This window comes from Corynebacterium sp. J010B-136 (assembly GCF_002967075.1).
GTDB lineage: Bacteria > Actinomycetota > Actinomycetes > Mycobacteriales > Mycobacteriaceae > Corynebacterium.
In genome coordinates this window covers 125,274-142,132 of record NZ_PUGE01000005.1, presented here as the reverse complement: position 1 = coordinate 142,132, position 16,859 = coordinate 125,274, and the positions used below count along the sequence as shown (strand labels likewise).

General features: G+C 56.4%; 15 protein-coding genes. 6 read left to right on the top strand and 9 right to left on the bottom strand.

The genetic code is table 11. From position 1 onward, the window contains the following. Positions 1-23 precede the first annotated feature (23 nt). The 3 genes from C5Y44_RS09560 to C5Y44_RS09550 all read right to left on the bottom strand — a co-directional run bounded on the left by C5Y44_RS09560 (position 24) and on the right by C5Y44_RS09550 (position 3,220). A complete protein-coding gene (locus C5Y44_RS09560) occupies positions 24-1,145 on the bottom strand; it encodes a glycerate kinase (protein WP_105324734.1) in 1,122 nt (373 codons plus the stop codon). After that, the gene (locus C5Y44_RS09555; protein WP_105324733.1) at positions 1,145-2,221 is read right to left on the bottom strand and encodes a tartrate dehydrogenase; all 1,077 of its coding nucleotides are present in this window, start codon (positions 2,219-2,221) and stop codon (positions 1,145-1,147) included. The genes C5Y44_RS09560 and C5Y44_RS09555 overlap by 1 nt, the downstream gene beginning before the upstream one ends. Positions 2,222-2,323: 102 nt before the next feature. After that, complete coding sequence (locus tag C5Y44_RS09550; protein WP_105324732.1) at positions 2,324-3,220, bottom strand: LysR family transcriptional regulator; 897 nt, start codon at positions 3,218-3,220, stop codon at positions 2,324-2,326. Between the two features lie 127 nt (positions 3,221-3,347). On the opposite strand from C5Y44_RS09550, the gene C5Y44_RS09545 reads away from it, so the two are divergent. From C5Y44_RS09545 to C5Y44_RS09530, 4 genes are all read left to right on the top strand, one after another. Beyond that, positions 3,348-4,949 carry a DASS family sodium-coupled anion symporter gene (locus tag C5Y44_RS09545; protein ID WP_199186030.1) on the top strand — a complete coding sequence of 534 codons (1,602 nt, stop codon included), beginning with the start codon at positions 3,348-3,350 and terminating at the stop codon, positions 4,947-4,949. 20 nt (positions 4,950-4,969) lie between these two features. After that, positions 4,970-6,040, top strand: coding sequence for a tellurite resistance/C4-dicarboxylate transporter family protein (locus C5Y44_RS09540; protein ID WP_105324731.1), 1,071 nt, complete (start codon positions 4,970-4,972; stop codon positions 6,038-6,040). A 32-nt stretch (positions 6,041-6,072) separates the two neighbouring features. After that, positions 6,073-6,981, top strand: coding sequence for a hypothetical protein (locus C5Y44_RS09535; protein WP_105324730.1), 909 nt, complete (start codon positions 6,073-6,075; stop codon positions 6,979-6,981). A gap of 354 nt (positions 6,982-7,335) precedes the next feature. Next, complete coding sequence (locus tag C5Y44_RS09530) at positions 7,336-8,496, top strand: triacylglycerol lipase (protein WP_199186025.1); 1,161 nt, start codon at positions 7,336-7,338, stop codon at positions 8,494-8,496. Here the strand turns inward: C5Y44_RS09530 and C5Y44_RS09525 are convergent. The 4 genes from C5Y44_RS09525 to C5Y44_RS09510 form a co-directional block, all read right to left on the bottom strand. After that, the gene (locus tag C5Y44_RS09525) at positions 8,493-9,428 is read right to left on the bottom strand and encodes a Sir2 family NAD-dependent protein deacetylase (protein WP_105324729.1); all 936 of its coding nucleotides are present in this window, start codon (positions 9,426-9,428) and stop codon (positions 8,493-8,495) included. The genes C5Y44_RS09530 and C5Y44_RS09525 overlap by 4 nt on opposite strands. A 26-nt stretch (positions 9,429-9,454) precedes the next feature. Continuing rightward, on the bottom strand, positions 9,455-10,597 hold the full coding sequence (locus tag C5Y44_RS09520) for a tyramine oxidase subunit B (RefSeq protein WP_105324728.1): 1,143 nt from the start codon (positions 10,595-10,597) through the stop codon (positions 9,455-9,457). 32 nt (positions 10,598-10,629) lie between these two features. Then, on the bottom strand, positions 10,630-11,907 hold the full coding sequence (locus C5Y44_RS09515; protein ID WP_105324727.1) for an ammonium transporter: 1,278 nt from the start codon (positions 11,905-11,907) through the stop codon (positions 10,630-10,632). A 142-nt stretch (positions 11,908-12,049) separates the two neighbouring features. After that, positions 12,050-12,949, bottom strand: a complete 900-nt coding sequence (locus C5Y44_RS09510) for a LysR family transcriptional regulator (protein ID WP_105324726.1) — start codon at positions 12,947-12,949, stop codon at positions 12,050-12,052. A 115-nt stretch (positions 12,950-13,064) separates the two neighbouring features. On the opposite strand from C5Y44_RS09510, the gene C5Y44_RS09505 reads away from it, so the two are divergent. Both C5Y44_RS09505 and C5Y44_RS09500 read left to right on the top strand, forming a co-directional pair. Then, positions 13,065-14,246 carry an FAD-dependent oxidoreductase gene (locus tag C5Y44_RS09505; protein ID WP_105324725.1) on the top strand — a complete coding sequence of 394 codons (1,182 nt, stop codon included), beginning with the start codon at positions 13,065-13,067 and terminating at the stop codon, positions 14,244-14,246. Positions 14,247-14,248: 2 nt separating this feature from the next. Further along, a complete protein-coding gene (locus C5Y44_RS09500; protein ID WP_105324724.1) occupies positions 14,249-15,475 on the top strand; it encodes an allantoate amidohydrolase in 1,227 nt (408 codons plus the stop codon). A 5-nt stretch (positions 15,476-15,480) separates the two neighbouring features. Here the strand turns inward: C5Y44_RS09500 and C5Y44_RS09495 are convergent, their stop codons facing one another. Both C5Y44_RS09495 and bioB read right to left on the bottom strand, forming a co-directional pair. After that, positions 15,481-15,738: a hypothetical protein gene (locus C5Y44_RS09495; RefSeq protein WP_105324723.1), complete on the bottom strand. Its 258-nt coding sequence runs from the start codon at positions 15,736-15,738 to the stop codon at positions 15,481-15,483. Then, positions 15,738-16,718 (bottom strand): biotin synthase BioB, encoded by a 981-nt coding sequence (gene bioB, locus C5Y44_RS09490; protein ID WP_105324722.1) that lies wholly within the window; start codon positions 16,716-16,718, stop codon positions 15,738-15,740. The genes C5Y44_RS09495 and bioB overlap by 1 nt, the downstream gene beginning before the upstream one ends. Between the last annotated feature and the right edge of the window lie 141 nt (positions 16,719-16,859).

Sequence of the window (16,859 nt, the reverse complement as noted above, 5' to 3'; positions counted from 1 at the left end):
TGTTGATATAAAGAATATCAGCTCTAGGGTGACTTGTCACGATCGTCGGCAAGGTGGCTACAAGCGATATCGGAAGCAATGCGTTCGAGGATGGGCAATGGGTTGTGGATGCACTCGGCAATGTCTGCCTCAAAGTCGGTGAGAGCGTATATCGCTTCAAAAAGAGTGCTTGATGATGCCTCCGGGAGGGAATTTTGTCCGCACACAGCAACGACTGGAATGCCGCGGGCACGTGCGCGCTCGGCGATGCCAGCCGGCGCTTTGCCGCTGAGTGTTTGCGTATCGATGCGGCCTTCGCCGGTAATAACTAAATCGGCTTCGTCGAGGAGTTTTTCACCACCTGTTTCATCGAGGATCATGTCGACGCCGGAGCGCATCTCGGCATCGAGAAGCGCCATCGCCATAAAACCTAGCCCGCCGGCGGCACCGGCTCCGGGACATTGTGCTTCGCCACTCTTTTCAACCACGGTGGCAAAGTACTTGATTGCTGCGTCAACGCGGATGATATCGGTGTCGCTTAATCCCTTCTGCGGACCATAGATAGCCGCAGCGCCGTTGGTTCCATACAAGGGATTGCGCACATCAGATGCGATAATAAAGTCCACCTCTGCAAGGCGCGGGTCGAACTTTTCCAGGCTGAAGCTGTGAACGAGGTTTAAGTCTCTGACCTGCGTTATTTCAGCGCCCGCGGAATTGAGAAACCGCACGCCTAATGCTTGGGCCATGCCGAATCCAGCATCGGTGGTTGCGCTGCCGCCGAGTCCGATGATGATGCGGTGCGCGCCGGCATCGACAGCTGAGGCAATCAGATCCCCCACTCCCCAAGAGCCCGCCTGAACTGCGGCTTCTGAGGTGGGCCGTTGATCATGCAAGCCACACGCGCGAGCAATTTCGATGACAGCGGTGGAATCTTTCAGCGCGTACTCTGCGGTAATGATGTCGCCGTTGGAGTCATGCACTTGTGCAGAGACCCGGTGATAACCCAAGGAGTCGAAGGTTTCTAAGGTGCCGTCGCCGCCATCGGCAAGCGGTGCAATAGATACTGTGTGCCCCGCCTGCTCCAAGCCTTTGGCTAAAGCTTGGGATACTGCTGCCGATGTGGCGGAGCCCTTGAACTTATCGCGGCAGATGAGGACCTGAGACATTAGGCCAGGTTGTCGATGATGGCGGCCGTAATATCCTTGGTCGAAGAATTGCCTCCTACCTCACGGCTGCGGATACCGTCGGCGCATGTCTTTTCAATCGCCGAGCGCACGCGCTTAGCTTCGACATCCAAGCCAAAGTGATCGAGCATCAACGCTGCTGAACCAATCTGGCCGACTGGGTTCGCAATACCCTGACCAGCGATATCGGGCGCGGAGCCGTGGACTGGCTCGAACATGGATGGGAAACGGCGCTCTGGGTTAAGGTTCGCACTTGCAGCCAGACCCAAGGAACCGGCCATGGCGGATCCCAAGTCGGAGAGGATATCGGCATGCAGGTTGGATGCAACCACCACGTCGAGGTCTTCGGGGGTGAGGACGAACTTGGCGGCCATGGCATCGACAAGCACTGATTCAGTTTCTACATCTGGGTAGTCCTGGGCCACACGATCGAATACGTCATCCCACAGCACCATGCCGTACTGCTGTGCATTGGACTTAGTAACCTTCGACAGCTTCTTACGGTCGCGGGTGCGCGCAAGTTCGAAGGAGTAGCGGAAGATGCGTTCGCAACCGACCTCGGTAAACACGGCCGCCTGCGTCGCGACCTCGCCCAGGCCATCGCGGCCAGAGAAGTTACGGCCGCCGAAACCCGAGTACTCGCCTTCGGAGTTTTCGCGAACAACAATCCAGTCCAGGTTGCGCTCGTGGGCATCGACGATGGGTGATTTCACATTTGGCAGGAAGTTGACCGGGCGAATATTGGCCCACTGGTCAAAGCCCTGGCAGATGGCGATGCGCAGGCCCCACAAGCTCACGTGGTCCGGCACGGTTGGCCAACCCACAGCGCCGAAGAAGATGGCATCAAGGTCTTTGAGCTGGTCCAGGCCATCTTCTGGCATCATGCGGCCGGTGCGGGCGTAGTATTCGCTGCCCCAGTCGAAATCCTTCCAGTCGAATGAGAAGGCACCGCCGGAATTCTTCGCCAAGGCGTCAAGAACGTCGCGTCCGGCTTCAACAACTTCGTGGCCGACGCCATCGGCGGGGATGGACGCGATTTCAAATGTTTGCGAACTCATGTGCTTTTCCTTGCTTTGAGAGTGACTGCTGACACATTCCATTTAAATTTCGCACGCAAGGGAAGTCCAAGACCTATTTTCATTGCCCCACATAGGTTTTTACTATGTGCTGAAATCAAGCCCCAACGCTCGGCTGTGAATCAAAGACATCAATGCCTCGGCGCCGGGGCTAAGTTCGCCTTTGCGGCTGACTACGAAGATATCCAGGTGCACTTCGGGAACGATTCGGCGCACCACGCACCCACTGCTGGCAGCAATATCGCGCCACGAATCCGGCATGACTGTGTGCCCCACGCCCGCGCACACTAAAGGCAGCAGGGAGGTTCGGTGTGCCATTTCCGCAATGACGCTTGTCGATGAATCATGCACCAACGCACTATCAATCAATTGCCGCATGAGCGATCCGCGCTGGGATATAACAAACCGCAGACCATCAAGGTGCTGGCGCTCAATGGTGTCCGAATCAGCTTCCGTACCTGGTGGAGAAATGAGGACCAAGGGCTGCGATTCCAACTGACACACATCTAAATCCGCAGTATGCGGCTGGCCCGAGGAGCCAAGCAAGCCGATTTCTGCAGTGCCGGAACGGATGGCTTCGACGGTTTCTGCGGGGGTAAAAGACCCTTCGACGTTGACCATCATGCCGGGATAGCGTGCGTGGAATGCTTTGATCAGTCCGGTTAGAGGCTCGACGCCGGGACTGGGCATAGCGATGATATTGACTGTGCCGGATTCCAATTCGCGCACAGACGATACGGCGCGACGTGCGGCATCTAAGTCGCGTAGCACCTGGCGTGCGGGCAAAACTAATCTTTCGCCCGCGCTGGTTAATTCAGCACCGCGGCCGGTGCGATGAAACAGCTCTACTCCCAAGCGGCGCTCGAGGACGCGAATGGATTGCGATAGCGACGGCTGTGCAACGTGCAAAGCTTCTGCCGCTTTGCCAAATCCCCCATAATCAATAATTCCGAGAAAGTACGTTAATTGCCGAATGTCCACGCATCCTCCTGACATAGGTACGCCCTATGTGTGGTAGTGAAAATTTGTCTTGGACGTAATCCACATCACATCCCATGCTGATACTAGCAACTATCAGGAGGGAGGCATGAAAATGCCCAACAACACCATGACCGCCAGCACGCGGTCAATCCGCACGAATGTGACGGAAGTTCTGCTCAGCGGAGGAACTTACCGCAGCCTAGAGCAGCAACAATTATCACCTGCGGAAGAAAAGTTTGAAACTATTCGACGGGTCTCTGGATTCTTCCTCGCCCCACTGGGCTTTCTGTTCATGCTGTACGTTCCCAATGACATGGAACCCACCCAGCAGAAAGTCGCGGCGGTTTTGGTCGGCGTCATTTTGCTGTGGCTGTGTGAGTCCCTGCCCATCCCGGTGACAGCATTATTGGGTGTCGGATTGATGGTGCTCATCGGCACTGCCCCGGCATCAGAAGTGCTCGCGCCTTTCGGTTCCACCACGATTTTCACCTTCATCGGCGCATTCATCCTGGCCCAGGCCATGCTCAAGCACGGCGTTGCGCAACGCCTGGCGTACTTCGTGCTGGGACTGCCTGGCGTGGGCAACTCCACCGTGCGCATCATCTTGGCATTTGGTGGCATTACCTGTGTGTTGTCAGCTTTTGTCTCCAATACCGCAACAGTTGCCATGCTGCTTCCAACCGCACTGGGCATTCTGACTGTCATCGCGCAGCTCATGCAGGATAAGGGCATTGTTAAAGAAGACTTCGATCCACTGCGCCTGCGCGTGGGTGCTGCATTAATGTTGATGCTTGCCTATGGCGCATCGATTGGCGGCCTGCTCACGCCTGTGGGCGCGCCACCCAACCTGATTGGCCGCGGCCTGATTGAAGAGGCTACCGGCGTACGTATCTCCTTCGGTCAGTGGGTCATGACTGCGCTTCCCATCTGTGCCTGCATGATGCTGGCTTTGACCGTCATCTTGTTCCTAGTCAACCGCCCAGAGACCCGTCGCATTGAAGGCGTGGCGGAATTCGTCGCCAAGCATAAAGAGCAGCAAGGAAAGATGTCGCGTGCAGAAATCAACACGGTTATTGCTTTCTCCATCACCGTATTCTTGTGGATTTTCCCCGCGATTTTGGGCATGTTCACCGGTACCGATTCCGCTATTTATGAGCTTGTCGATGAACGCCTGAACGAAGGTATCGTCGCTGTCATGGGCGCAGTGCTGCTGTTTATCCTGCCCGTTGAATCAAGGAAGTTGCAGTACACCTTGGACTGGTCAGATGCGGCCAAGATTGACTGGGGCACCATCATCTTGTTCGGTTGCGGCATGATCTTCGGCGCCATGCTGGGCAGCTCCGGTCTGGCGGAAACCATCGGTTCTGGCCTCAACAACATGTTGGGCGTATCTAGTGCTCTAGTCATCACGGCGATGGCGGTGCTGCTGGCCATCCTCATCTCGGAGACCACCAGTAATACTGCTGCAGCGGCTGTCACCGTGCCGATTGTGGTTCCACTCGCCATGGCCGCAGGAGTAGACCCCGTCATCCCGGCGATGGCCGCCACCTTCGGCGCATCCTTTGGCTTCATGCTTCCGATTTCCACGCCACAAAATGCCATTGTTTATGGCTCCGGCTGTGTTTCCATCGCGCGCATGATCCGCACCGGCATCAGCTTCGACATCATCGGCGGCGCGCTGATCATCTTCTTCCTTCCAACTGTTGCAACCTTGGTGGGTATTGGCTAGTAACCGCTAAAGTAAGCAACATGAATGAGCAGTTGCAGGAACACGCCCCAGATAAGTTTAGGGGCGTGTTTTCTGATTCTTTAGAGCGGTTATCGCCGGGCTATTTCGCGCTGGTCATGGGCACGGGCATTGTTTCCGTCGGCTTGTACTTAGTAGGTTTTGAGGCACTCTCGACCGCGCTGCTGTGGATCGCCGCAGTGTCTTATGTGGTGTTGTGGGTGTTGTATGTGTGGCGGGCAATTTCGCATCGACAAGCAATGCTGCACGACCTGCGCGGCCCGGAAATGGCTTTTGCTTATTTCACCGTTGTGGCTGGCACCGGCGTTTTAGCCGTGCGCCTTTTGCATTCTGGTCATTATCGACTGGCGGTTCCGCTGGTCATTTTTGCTGCTATCTTGTGGTTTATTTTTGGGTACCTTTTGCCCTGGCAGGTCTTTATGACCCGCGACGGCAAACCGATTCTGTCGCGCACCAACGGCACCTGGTTTATTTGGGCCGTGGCGAGTCAATCTGTGGCACTCGGGCTCGCGAATGCACAGCCCTTTTTACCTGGCGATGAAAGGTGGCTGGGCCTTCTCACCGTGCTTTCTTGGTCGGTGGGCGTGGCACTCTATGGCTGCATGGCGATTTTGGTGCTGCTGCGGATTATTCACTACGGCATTAGCGCCCTAGAATTTGAACCACCCTATTGGGTAGCCATGGGCGCGCTGGCGATTGCGGTGGTTGCGGGAACCAATGTGGTCAATATTGAATCCAGCCCGATGGTTGACGCCACGCGCGCGCTCATCGAAAGCACCATCGCCGTGTTCTGGAGCTTCTGTCTGTGGCTGATTCCAGTGCTCATCGGTGCCGGCGTGTGGCGGCATTTCGTGCACCGGATTCCTTTGAAATACACCCCTACCCTGTGGTCTATGGTCTTTCCCATCGGAATGTTCTCCGTCGCTTCGATTACCTTAGGCCGCGTGGATAACCTGCCTGTGGTCGAAGCCTTCGGGGAAGTTGCACTATGGATTGCGGTTGCCGTGTGGGGAGTTGTTTTCATCGCCATGCTGCGCCATATCCTGCTGGGATTTTTCAAGAGCCGGCGCTAACTCACGATAGCTTTCCAGGTAGTTTCTAAGACATGGAACTTCGCCAAATCTTAAATAAGCTCAATAACCCCCACAGCCTTCTTCACGGTGTGGTCTCCACTGGCGCAGTCACGGCACTGACATTGGTGGAACCACGCAAGCTGACCACAGGCCGCCGGTTAGCGCATCGCGGCACGATTGCCGGACTAGCTGCGTGGAGCATGCATGCTGGCCTGCGGCCGGTCAATGAGGATGACTTTGATGTCATCGGCCCCATTGGGCGTGCAGCGATTACAACCGGTACTGCTGGCGCGGTTATGGGGGTCGCTGAAGTCAGCGAAGGCCTTGATGCGCGTTTACACGACGCAGTTAGGCGCACTGGCGTATCTCACCCGCGGCTGTGGTTGGCTGCCGGCGGCGGAGCCTTTGCGGCAGCAGCATGGTGGCTCGGGCGCCGTTTTGATGGCGGGAGCTTCGGCATTCAAGACGTTGGAGACTTTGCTCCAACTGCTCCGAACCGCACGTTGCATGAAGTTCCAGATAATCTGCGCGCAATCATCAGCACGCTACTAGAAGCAACCGATGAATTCGCGGCCCCACAGTTGCGTGAGCAGCTGGCTGAAGCAAGCGTTTACCACTGGGACGGCGAAGCACCTGACTTTGACGCCGCTCAGTTCCACGTCCCGAATCACACCCCACGTGTAGTGCCAGGCAATTACCGCTTCCCCGTCATCGGCACCTTCACCGCGGTTGAGGATCTCCCCTTCACCATCGAGTTTTTCATTGATGATGGCTACCTTGACAGCGTCAACATTGAACGCACGCCTGATTGGACCCCGCAGCAGGAAGAGCGGTGGGAAGAGATCTGCGCGGTTAACCCAGATCTTGACCTGATTCCCTCGCCTGATGATGTTGAGCTGCTGATTGAAACCCCTAATGGTTACCAGCCGGTTGAGCGCTAGAAAAAGAACTTAAATATAACGAAGGGCCCGCCAGCTGCGCACTGACGAGCCCTTCTCCCCATGACTAATCTCCGACACAATGCAGGGTGTGGAGCGCATCTCCTACATCGTGCCGCCCGTGATTAGGCAAGGCTAACATTACATCATCGTGAGATATCGTCAACCCCTTTTCTCAAACTTTTTATTGATATGGGGGAGTTTATTCTCATTTATGCAGGTCAGACGTTTGAAAATACTTCTGAATTTAATGTGGAAAGGCTTGCCTAAACACATTCTGGACGATAAAACTATCACAATCAATCACTAAACAATGCACTCGGACGAAGATAGTTAGAATGAAGTGCAGCACCATGAATGGGAGGCTGCCTTTTGCCCGCTCAAGATTCATTAGCCGAATTACGCGCTGTCATTTCCGAGCACCTGAAAAGTTTCCTCACGCCTAATAGCAGTGAGGAAGAAAGTGCACCAAGACCATTAGCGCCCATTGAAAATGCCATATCGGGACTTCGGGAATGGCGCAATGACCCGCGGCGGGTCGGCGTATCGGATACCGCACCCGCGGTGTCTTTACGCGATGAAGTCGCCTCAGAGATTGCCGCGCGGCTGCACGCCAATCCCTCACAGCAGGCAAGCTTTGACACCACCGGCGAAGACGACAACACAACCACTACGCGTGCGGGCGTTACTACCTCGAATGAAGGAACGGAGCAGGCTGGTTCTGGCAGCACGGTATCCTCGCTACCGCTGGGCGCACGGCTAAAACCCCGCGGCATCTTTGAAGATGACTGGACGGCAACTTTATCCGCGCAGCGCCCCTGGCCGGTCATCTTGCTGCACGGCACCTGTGATTCCAAGGGCATCTGGCAGCTTTTAGGAGCTGACCTTCGCGAAGATGGCTGGGCAGTATTCGCACCCGATTATGGCACGCGCGCCACAGGCCTGATTCCGGATTCAGCCGCGCAGGTTGGCGCCTATATCCAAGCGGTCATGCACACCACGGGGGCGAAGAAAGTCATCATCATGGGCCATTCCCAAGGCGGGTTGGTCGCACGCTATTGGATGCGCCTATTGGGCGGGGCGAAGTACGTCAAGCACCTAGTGTGCATCGGCACGCCGAATCACGGCACCACCCAGGGCGGAATTCTCTCTCCACTGGTGACCAATCGCCGGGCCGATAGCGTCATGAAATCGGTCATCGATGCCTACTTTGGCTCAGCTGGCGCGCAACAAATCGTCGGCAGCGGCATCCTTGATGAAGTTAACCGGGATGGTGACTTGGAAGAGGGCGTAACTTATACCAACATCGTCACCCGCTCGGATGCCGTGGTCGTGCCCCCAGAATCATGTTTCCTAGCGCCTGACAAGGTTAAAAACGGCACCGTGCGCAATATCTACGTCCAGGACTTTGACCGCCGCGCAGTCGTTCTACACCACGATTTGCCGGTGGATAAACGCGTACGCGTCATCGCGCGAACTATCCTGCGCCAGATTGGTTCCGTGTTGGGCGCAAACTAGGACAGGTCCAATGCGTCTAGAAGTTCATCAAAGGCCGGGCCAACTTGGGTGCGCCACAAGGTCGTCGCGCGGGTATCTGCACGGCCTGGCCCGCCGTTGATAATGGCAACAGGTTTATTTTGTTTGCGGGCTTCTAAAACGAATCTCATCCCGCTCATCACCGCCAGGGAGGAGCCGGCGACAAGGAGGGACGAGGAGGCATCGATAAGCGAATATGCGGCCTTCTTGCGCTTACTCGGCACCGATTCGCCGAAGTAGACCACATCGGGTTTCAACAGCTTGGACCCACAGCGCGTGCATCCGACCATCTGAAAGCGCGCAATAGCGGCATCGTCTAAGGTGACATCGCCGTCGGGGTTGACCATATCGGCGCTGACAATCAGCGATTCCACGTAGCCGGGGTTCAGCGCGCCCAAGCGGATATCAAATTCCGTGCGGTCTTCGATATTGCCGCATTCCAGGCACAGCACGGTTTCCATATCGCCATGCAGCGGAACCAGCGTGCGCGTGCCCGCGGCCTTGTGCAGACCGTCAACATTTTGCGTAATAACACCATTAATCAGCCCGGCGCGCTCCAACTCCACCAGGGCATAGTGCGTGCGGTTGGGACGTGCTTGATTCATCACGCGCCAACCGACGAAACTGCGCGCCCAATAACGGTGCGAGGCAGCAGGGTCATAGCGGAATTCTTGGTAGGTCATCGGCCGATGGCGCGATAAAGAGCCTTGCGGACCGCGGTAATCCGGGATGCCAGAATCGGTGGAGACACCAGCTCCCGTGAGCACGGCGGCAGGGCCGTTACGCAATTGCTTAACGATGTCCCCCAGCGCCTTTTCCGGCGGCGTCGGCGAGGCAATATCGCTGACCACACGCGCAATGGAGCGCAATGCGGAGCGGTGAGCGAGTTCTACTGCTTCATCATGGAAAGCCATGACAATTTAGTTTACTGCCGTCATTATTATGCGAGCGCCGGTGTGTCCCAAAGATTGAGCTCAGTACCGATGCCCTTGTCCTTAGCGTTTTCATAAATTTCGGTAGCCCATGCGACGTCCTCGACGGGCATGCCACCGATGGAGAAACAGAAGATCTGCTCGTTATTGATACGCCCCGGAACCTTGCCGTCGGCGATGTCACCGATGTTGTGCAGGGCATCGGTAGGCAAACTGCCTTCCTTCATCATGTCCCACCAACGGTTACCTGGAATACCCAACAGTTCCTCATAAGTAACATTCGGGCCGTTTTCGTTGAACCATTCTTCATACAGTCCGGTGTAATCAACCACCAGCTCAGCGGCGTCGGAGGCAATAAAATCATCATCTAAGCGGGCAGCAGCCGGCATGAGCAGCAAAGCACCGGGCTTGATCCATTCGGTTTTGAAGTACGGGAAACCGCTCGGGCCTTCTGATGACGTGGAGGTTCCAGCAATGACGATGTCTGAGCCCTCGATAGCTTCCTGCTCGGTGTCAACAACCCGGACATTGTCGATCTGGGGATAGGACTCCTTGATCCAGTCAACGGCATTTTGGGTTGAGCCCTGCGAGCGTCCCTTGACCTTTACCTCGTTGATGCTGGGGCGCTGCGATAGGGCTGCACCCAGAATTGTGCGGCTCATGACGCCAGGACCAATGATTCCTACGGTGGATGCGTTCTTGACTGCCAGGTGCTTTACTCCGACCCCGGGGACAGCACCGGTGCGGTACGCCGACAGCAGGTTCGCCGACATAATGGAAAGTGGTGCGCCAGTGTCGGCATCGTTAAGCACGAAGACGTGAATAGAACGAGGCAGACCGCTCTTTCGGTTCTCAGTGTTCGAGCCGTACCATTTAACGCCTGAGTTGCGGAAGCGTCCGCCCAGGTAAGCGGGCATGGCCATGAATCGGCGATCCGGACCATCGGAGGGCATACCTTCATGTTCCGGAGCCGCAGGGAAGTTGACCTGGGCGCCGTGCGAGTTAGCGGAGGCTCCGGCCATGCGGTAGTCACCGCGCGCCAGAAGAATCAGGGTTTCTTCCATAACGTCGACGCAGCGACCGATATCGGTCACGCCCGCGGAAACCATGTCTTTTTCATTGAGGTAAAGAAAATCAATTGCAGAGCTCATGTGGTGTGGTCCTTTCAGATAAGTGAGGGAGGTTATTTTGTGGTTGCTGTGCGATTGCTAGGCAGACTTGGACGGGCTCCGCTATCGGAATAGGCCGACTCAGCGTGAATGGAGGCGTCAATTCCGGCTTCCTCTTCTTCGGCGCTAATGCGAATCCCCATGGTTTTGTCCACAATGGTTGCCAGAAGCCAGGTCATGCCGAAGGAGAAGGCCAGGGTGACCACGATGGCAAGCGGATCCCGCCAGAGCATCGCCGGGTCTCCCCCGCGCAGCACGCCGGCCACGCCAGCTGGTGCGTCCGGATTTCCCACCAGCATGACGAAGAGGACACCGACGATTCCGGAAACACCGTGTACTGCGAAGACATCGGCAGTGTCATCGATATTCCACAGACGCTTTAATCCTGTAGCCCAGCAAGCAGCAGCCGCAGACGAGAAGCCTACGAGCAATGCTCCGACCGGGCCAACGGCATCTGCGGATGGAGTAATACCTACGAGTCCAGCAATCATGCCGGTGCTTAGACCCAGAAGGGTGAAGTGACCATCTCGCATTCGTTCCACGAAGATGTAGCCCAGCATGCCCCCGGCTAGAGCCAGCAATGAGGTCATGATGACGTACTCGGCCAGGAAGTTCGCGCCGCCGGCAGTACCACCGTTAAAGCCAAACCACCCCGCCGCAATTAGCCCCGCACCCAATAAGGTCAGGGGCAGACTGTGTGGTCGAACATTCTGATTCCGACGCGCACCGAGTACCAGTGCCAACGCCAGTCCAGCGGCGCCAGCATTCATATGCACAGCGGTACCACCGGCGAAGTCGTGGAATTCTAAGACATTAATCATCCATCCGCCGATGTATCCTGCCGCTTCATCACTAATGGCGAATACCCAATGCCCCAGCGGGGCGTACACAAAGGTCACCCACAGGACTACGAAGACCATCCAGGCACTAAACTTCATGCGCCCTGCTGCACCGGAAGCCACCAGGGCCACGGAGATTGCCGCGAAGAGCACGTAGAAAGCTCCCCAGATTGTTCCGCCCCCACCGTCATCGGAGGTCATGGGTGAGAACCCGAGGAGCTCCGTGGGGTTACCAATTATCCCCAGCCCACCCAGTGAATCACCGAGCACAAGTCCGTGGCCGTAGAGTACGTAAACCACTGCTGTCACCCCGACAGAGCTCATGACCATCATGAACATATTCAGTGTGTAATTTCGACCCATCACTCCTCCGTAGAGGAACGCGAGTCCAGGAAACATGAGCGACACCAGGGCAAACGCCGCCATGACCCATGCTATATCAGCCGCTTCCATTTTAGAGTCCTTTGCGAAGTTGGTCAGACCGCCTTTATCTATCGGTCTATAGGTATCCTATTTCAGATTTCTATAGATCGACAGGTTTTAAAGGGGTGACTGTAACCACACTGCTGTTCAGCGACTTAAATACGGGCTTTGCTTAGCCGCGCTCGGACTCTGCGACTTCCAGCAAACATTCCACAAAGCGGTCCGCAGGATCCCCCACCTGAGGAACGTCCTCTGCACGCCGAACAGCATTCAGCCAAGACTTAGGCGATCCCTCTATTCGGACTAGACGCAGGGAGGCAGGAAGTAGAAAACGAACGGATTCAGGCAGGATACTTACTCCCCAACCACCGGCGACAAAACCGAGGGAGGTTTCATGGTGAATTACTTCGCGCACCACGTTCATGTGCCCGGCATCGTGGCCGAAGACTTCCTCCCACTTGTGCGAGAACCCTGGCATGAGCCGGCGGGGATAGGTGATCAGTGGTTCATCCACCAATTCACTTGGATGCACCATTGACTGTTGTGCCAAGCGATGATCTTCCGGAACACAGACCATTAGCTCCTCGGAATAAAGCGCAGTGGAGGTAAACCCCTCCGCCGGTGCTTCATCACGCACAATGCCGATGTCAATATGCCCAGACCGCAGCCCGTCTACCTGCTCGTGGCTGGTCAAGGGATAAAGACTCAAAGCCACTTGCGGGTACCGCTGGGAAAATAGGGATGCGACCTGCGGCAGCAAGACATAGTTGGCGGAACTTACAAACCCCACTGACACCCGCCCCACCGCACCCCGGGCATATTCGCGAAGTTCCTGGACCGTGTCATCAATATCCCCGAGAATGCTTCGCAAACGCTGCTGCAAATGCAATCCTGCTGGGGTAAGCCGCACTTGCCGGTTGGCGCGATCAAAAAGGCTAACGCCCAGTTCTTTTTCTAGCCGGGCAATCTGTGCACTCAACGGAGGCTGCGACATATGCAGCCGCTGCGCCGCTCTTCCGAAGTGCAATTCATCGGCTACGGCCTCGAAATAACGCAGTTGTCGAAGCTCCATGGTGCAATGATATCCATTCGCTATTAACTATCGACTAATTGGTATTGGAGTTAATCACGGAACCGCCATAACGTCAAGCATGTCGGACAGACACACTCTCAGGAAGGCCCTCAAAGTGGCACACGACAGCACGCAATACATCGTCATCGGCGCCGGCCTCTTCGGAACCGCAGCCGCGTGGCGCCTTGCCCAAAGCGGAAAAGACGTCATCATTCTTGAACGCTCCATCCCCGCCTCCGACTCCGGTAGTTCCCATGGGTCAGCACGTATTTTCCGCTACCCGTACATGGATCAGCCCACCACGAGCCTCGTCAAAGAAGCACGCACGCAGTGGAATGAGCTGGAGGCTATCACCGGAAAGCGATTGATCACCCCTTCTGGCTGCTTAGATACCGGCTCGGTGCGCAATCCGGAACACTTGGCCAACCTTCTGAGCTTGGAAGGAATAGAGCACGAGCTTCTCGATGCCACATCAGCCCAACAACGCTGGCCACAGTTCAACTTCTCAGGCCCGGTTCTTTGGCACCCCGGCGCGGGAGTCATCAACGCGGGTGAGTCTGTTGCCGCCATGAACAATCTGGCAATCTCGGCTGGTGCTCATTTGCGTTGCGGCTGGGAAGTTGAATCAGTAACCCGCCACGGCACGGGGTATCGCGTAACATCAACTACTGGCGATACCGTCGAGGGAGAACAGGTCATCGTTGCCAGCGGCGGTTGGCTACCGAAACTACTGGGCAATCTCCAGTTGCCGCAAGGATTCTTGGAGCGAATGCCAGAGATTCAGGTGCGCCAAGAAAACGCCTACCATTTCCACTATCGCGATACCGCAGACTGGGGAGAGACCCCGCTAGGCAACTACACCTCCTGGCCGTGCCTCATTTCCAAAGAACCCGGTTTCCAGGGCTATGCACTCCCCGGTGGCGGTGACGCCGGATTCCGGGGACAGAAAGTTGCCGAATATAACGGTGGCCGCGTTATTAGAAATGCCGGAGACCAAGACGGCATCATTGACGCAGCAAACCGTCACCGCGTCATTGACTTTGTGAAAGCCAATTGCCCAGGCCTTGATCCGACGCCGTACGCGGAAACCACTTGTATTTTCACAAGTATCCCTGATGACCACATGATCATCGACCGCGCCGAAGGCATCACCATTGTCTCTGCCTGTTCCGGACAAGGCGCGAAATTCGCACCCTTAATCGGCAGCACCATCTATGAGTTGGTTACCAGCACCAACACTCAACAACCACGCGAACTCTTTCGCGCCCATCCGCAACGATTCCTCCAGGAGGCCTAACCATGACCAGAACAATCAATATCACCCCGAGCGCGCTGCTGAGTGAAATCGCCGATATCGGAACAGACCCTGTCCGCGGTGGCTATAGCCGCCCGGTGTTCTCCGCACCGGAGCAACAACTAAACCAGTGGTTCATCAACAAGGCCACGTCCCTTGGACTAGAGGTGGAGCAAGACCGCAATGGAATCTTCTGGGCGTGGTGGGATACCCCTAGCAAGGAACGAACTAATGCGATTGGTACCGGAAGTCACCTGGACTCAGTCCCCGGTGGAGGCAATTTCGACGGGCCACTGGGAGTAGTAAGTGCGCTATCCGCTGTCGCGGCCTTAAAGAACGAAGGGTTTGAGCCCTCTCGCCCTATTGCCGTGATGGTCTTTCCAGAAGAGGAGGGCTCACGCTTCGGCTTGGCTTGTCTAAGTTCGCGTTTGGCAACCGGCGCAGTCACTCCGGAGAAGGTACGCGCCCTGACGGATCCGCAAGGAATCACTTATGCCGAAGCCGCTGAAGCTGCCGGGTTTGACCATTCCACAATTGGTGCCGATAAAGAGGGCCTATCCCGATTAGCTCAGTTTGTGGAACTGCACATCGAGCAGGGCAAGGGCTTGATAGACCTTGGTCAACCGGTGGCTATCGCCGGCACCATTTTGGGCCACGGTCGCTGGCACGTCCTCATTAAAGGAACTGGCGATCACGCAGGAACCACCCGCATGCAGGATAGGCAGGATCCAACGGTAGTGGGTGCGCACATCGTCTCCGCCGTGCGCGAAGAAGGCCAAAGTGTCGACGAAGCACGCGCCACGGTGGGCCGATTCGAGGTCACCCCTGGTGGCACGAACGTGATTGCTTCCCAGGTTGATCTGTGGATCGACGTCCGCCACCGTGATGATGAAACCACCAAGGCCATCGTCGAACGGATAACCCAGCGTGCACAGCAGCTGGCAAAGGCCGAAGGCTGCGAAATCCGTATTAATGAGGAGTCCTTCTCCCCCACGGTCCATTTCGATAACGCGTTGCGCAAGGAAATGAAGAGCGTGCTTAGCGATGCTCCAGTGCTAGACACCGGCGCCGGACACGATGCCGGTACTCTCAGCACCCATGTCCCCACCGGCATGCTGTTTGTGCGTAACCCCTCTGGAACATCGCACTCTCCTGCGGAATTTGCCGAGGCAGAGGACGTGGATAGCGGCGCGCTCCGGCTAGCCGATGTCCTTCGACACTTAAGCCTCTAAGAACTTCAGGAATCAAGCAACGAAGAATCTAGATCTCCATGCCGGGAGCAGTGTGCCAGCCAGCCGTCAGGACGGACTTGTACCATCATGCGCCGCCCGCACAACTGGCAATAGCGCGGGACATCCAACCCAGCGGCTGCCGCCGCATGCAGGGAAATCTCGGCCCCGGTGGCGAGCTCTTGACCGGTGTTGGGATGAAAGATTGGCGCATCACCAGCCACCACTGCCGTGGCCAACTCACCCAGTTGTGGTGGCCAGGTCATCACAGGGCCTTAATAGGCAGATCGATGCGACCAAGCATGTCAATATCCTTTTCAATCTCCTGGCCGAGTGTGGTCAGGTAGTTACCCGCGATAATCGCGTTGATACCGGATAGCAAGCCCTTTTCTGTGCCGTCATCGCCCAGGGAAAGTTCGCGGCCGCCGGCAAAGCGCAGGGTGGTCGACGGCATCGCTAAGCGAAATGCTGCGACCGCGCGCAAAGCATCGCCCATCGGTACCAACGGACGGTTAGCAAAAGGCGTACCCGGACGTGGATCCAGGAAGTTCATTGGGACCTCGCACGGGGAAATCTCTGCCAGCTGCACCGCGAACTCCGCGCGCTGCTCCAGGGATTCGCCCATGCCGATGATGCCGCCGGAGCATACTTCCATGCCCACGCCACGCACCAAATCCAGGGTGTTCTTGCGCTCTTCCCAGGTGTGCGTGGTTACTACCTGTGGGAAGAAGCTGCGCGCGGTTTCCAGGTTGTGGTTGTAGCGCTTCACACCCATCTCGCGCAGCTGCTGCGCCTGGTCGGCGGTCAAAGTACCCAAAGAACATGAGATATCAATCTCGACTTCGCGTTCGATGGCCTGGACTGCCACCGCGACCTGATCCAACAGGCGCTGGTCGGGAGATTTCACCGCCGCGACGATACAGAACTCTGTTGCGCCCGATTTTTGCGTCTTCTTTGCTGCTTCCACCAGCTCCGCGATGTCCAAGCGAATCGCGCGCACCGGCGACTGGAACAGCCCCGACTGTGAGCAAAAATGGCAGTCCTCTGGGCAGCCACCGGTCTTGATGGAGATGATTCCTTCCACCTCCACCGCCGGCCCACACCACTTCAAACGCGTTTGGTGCGCGATATCCGCCAGTTCTTCCAGCTGCGAGTCATCGCTGTTGAGAACTTCAACGAGCTCTTCTTTGTTTAGTCCCTGGCCTAGTTCGAGTGCTTTGTCGCGTGCGACGTCAATGATAGTCATGCCACAGCAGCATAAACCATCAATTGAACACTGTTTAATCATTGGACTTAAACACCGTTTAATTCCCTCATTGTAGGGTAATTTAGCCGCTTCCCGTCAGTTCCCCCGAGATTATTTTTCCAAAGAAGCAAAACTTAACTA

Excerpts from the sequence above, each read along its gene's own strand:
- C5Y44_RS09560 (WP_105324734.1), bottom strand. The coding sequence starts at position 1,145 with ATGTCTCAGGTCCTCATCTGCCGCGATAAGTTCAAGGGCTCCGCCACA.
- C5Y44_RS09555 (WP_105324733.1), bottom strand. The coding sequence starts at position 2,221 with ATGAGTTCGCAAACATTTGAAATCGCGTCCATCCCCGCCGATGGCGTC.
- C5Y44_RS09545 (WP_199186030.1), top strand. The coding sequence starts at position 3,348 with ATGACCGCCAGCACGCGGTCAATCCGCACGAATGTGACGGAAGTTCTG.
- C5Y44_RS09540 (WP_105324731.1), top strand. The coding sequence starts at position 4,970 with ATGAATGAGCAGTTGCAGGAACACGCCCCAGATAAGTTTAGGGGCGTG.
- C5Y44_RS09535 (WP_105324730.1), top strand. The coding sequence starts at position 6,073 with ATGGAACTTCGCCAAATCTTAAATAAGCTCAATAACCCCCACAGCCTT.
- C5Y44_RS09530 (WP_199186025.1), top strand. The coding sequence starts at position 7,336 with ATGGGAGGCTGCCTTTTGCCCGCTCAAGATTCATTAGCCGAATTACGC.
- C5Y44_RS09525 (WP_105324729.1), bottom strand. The coding sequence starts at position 9,428 with ATGGCTTTCCATGATGAAGCAGTAGAACTCGCTCACCGCTCCGCATTG.
- C5Y44_RS09520 (WP_105324728.1), bottom strand. The coding sequence starts at position 10,597 with ATGAGCTCTGCAATTGATTTTCTTTACCTCAATGAAAAAGACATGGTT.
- C5Y44_RS09515 (WP_105324727.1), bottom strand. The coding sequence starts at position 11,907 with ATGGAAGCGGCTGATATAGCATGGGTCATGGCGGCGTTTGCCCTGGTG.
- C5Y44_RS09510 (WP_105324726.1), bottom strand. The coding sequence starts at position 12,949 with ATGGAGCTTCGACAACTGCGTTATTTCGAGGCCGTAGCCGATGAATTG.
- C5Y44_RS09500 (WP_105324724.1), top strand. The coding sequence starts at position 14,249 with ATGACCAGAACAATCAATATCACCCCGAGCGCGCTGCTGAGTGAAATC.
- C5Y44_RS09495 (WP_105324723.1), bottom strand. The coding sequence starts at position 15,738 with ATGACCTGGCCACCACAACTGGGTGAGTTGGCCACGGCAGTGGTGGCT.
- bioB (WP_105324722.1), bottom strand. The coding sequence starts at position 16,718 with ATGACTATCATTGACGTCGCACGCGACAAAGCACTCGAACTAGGCCAG.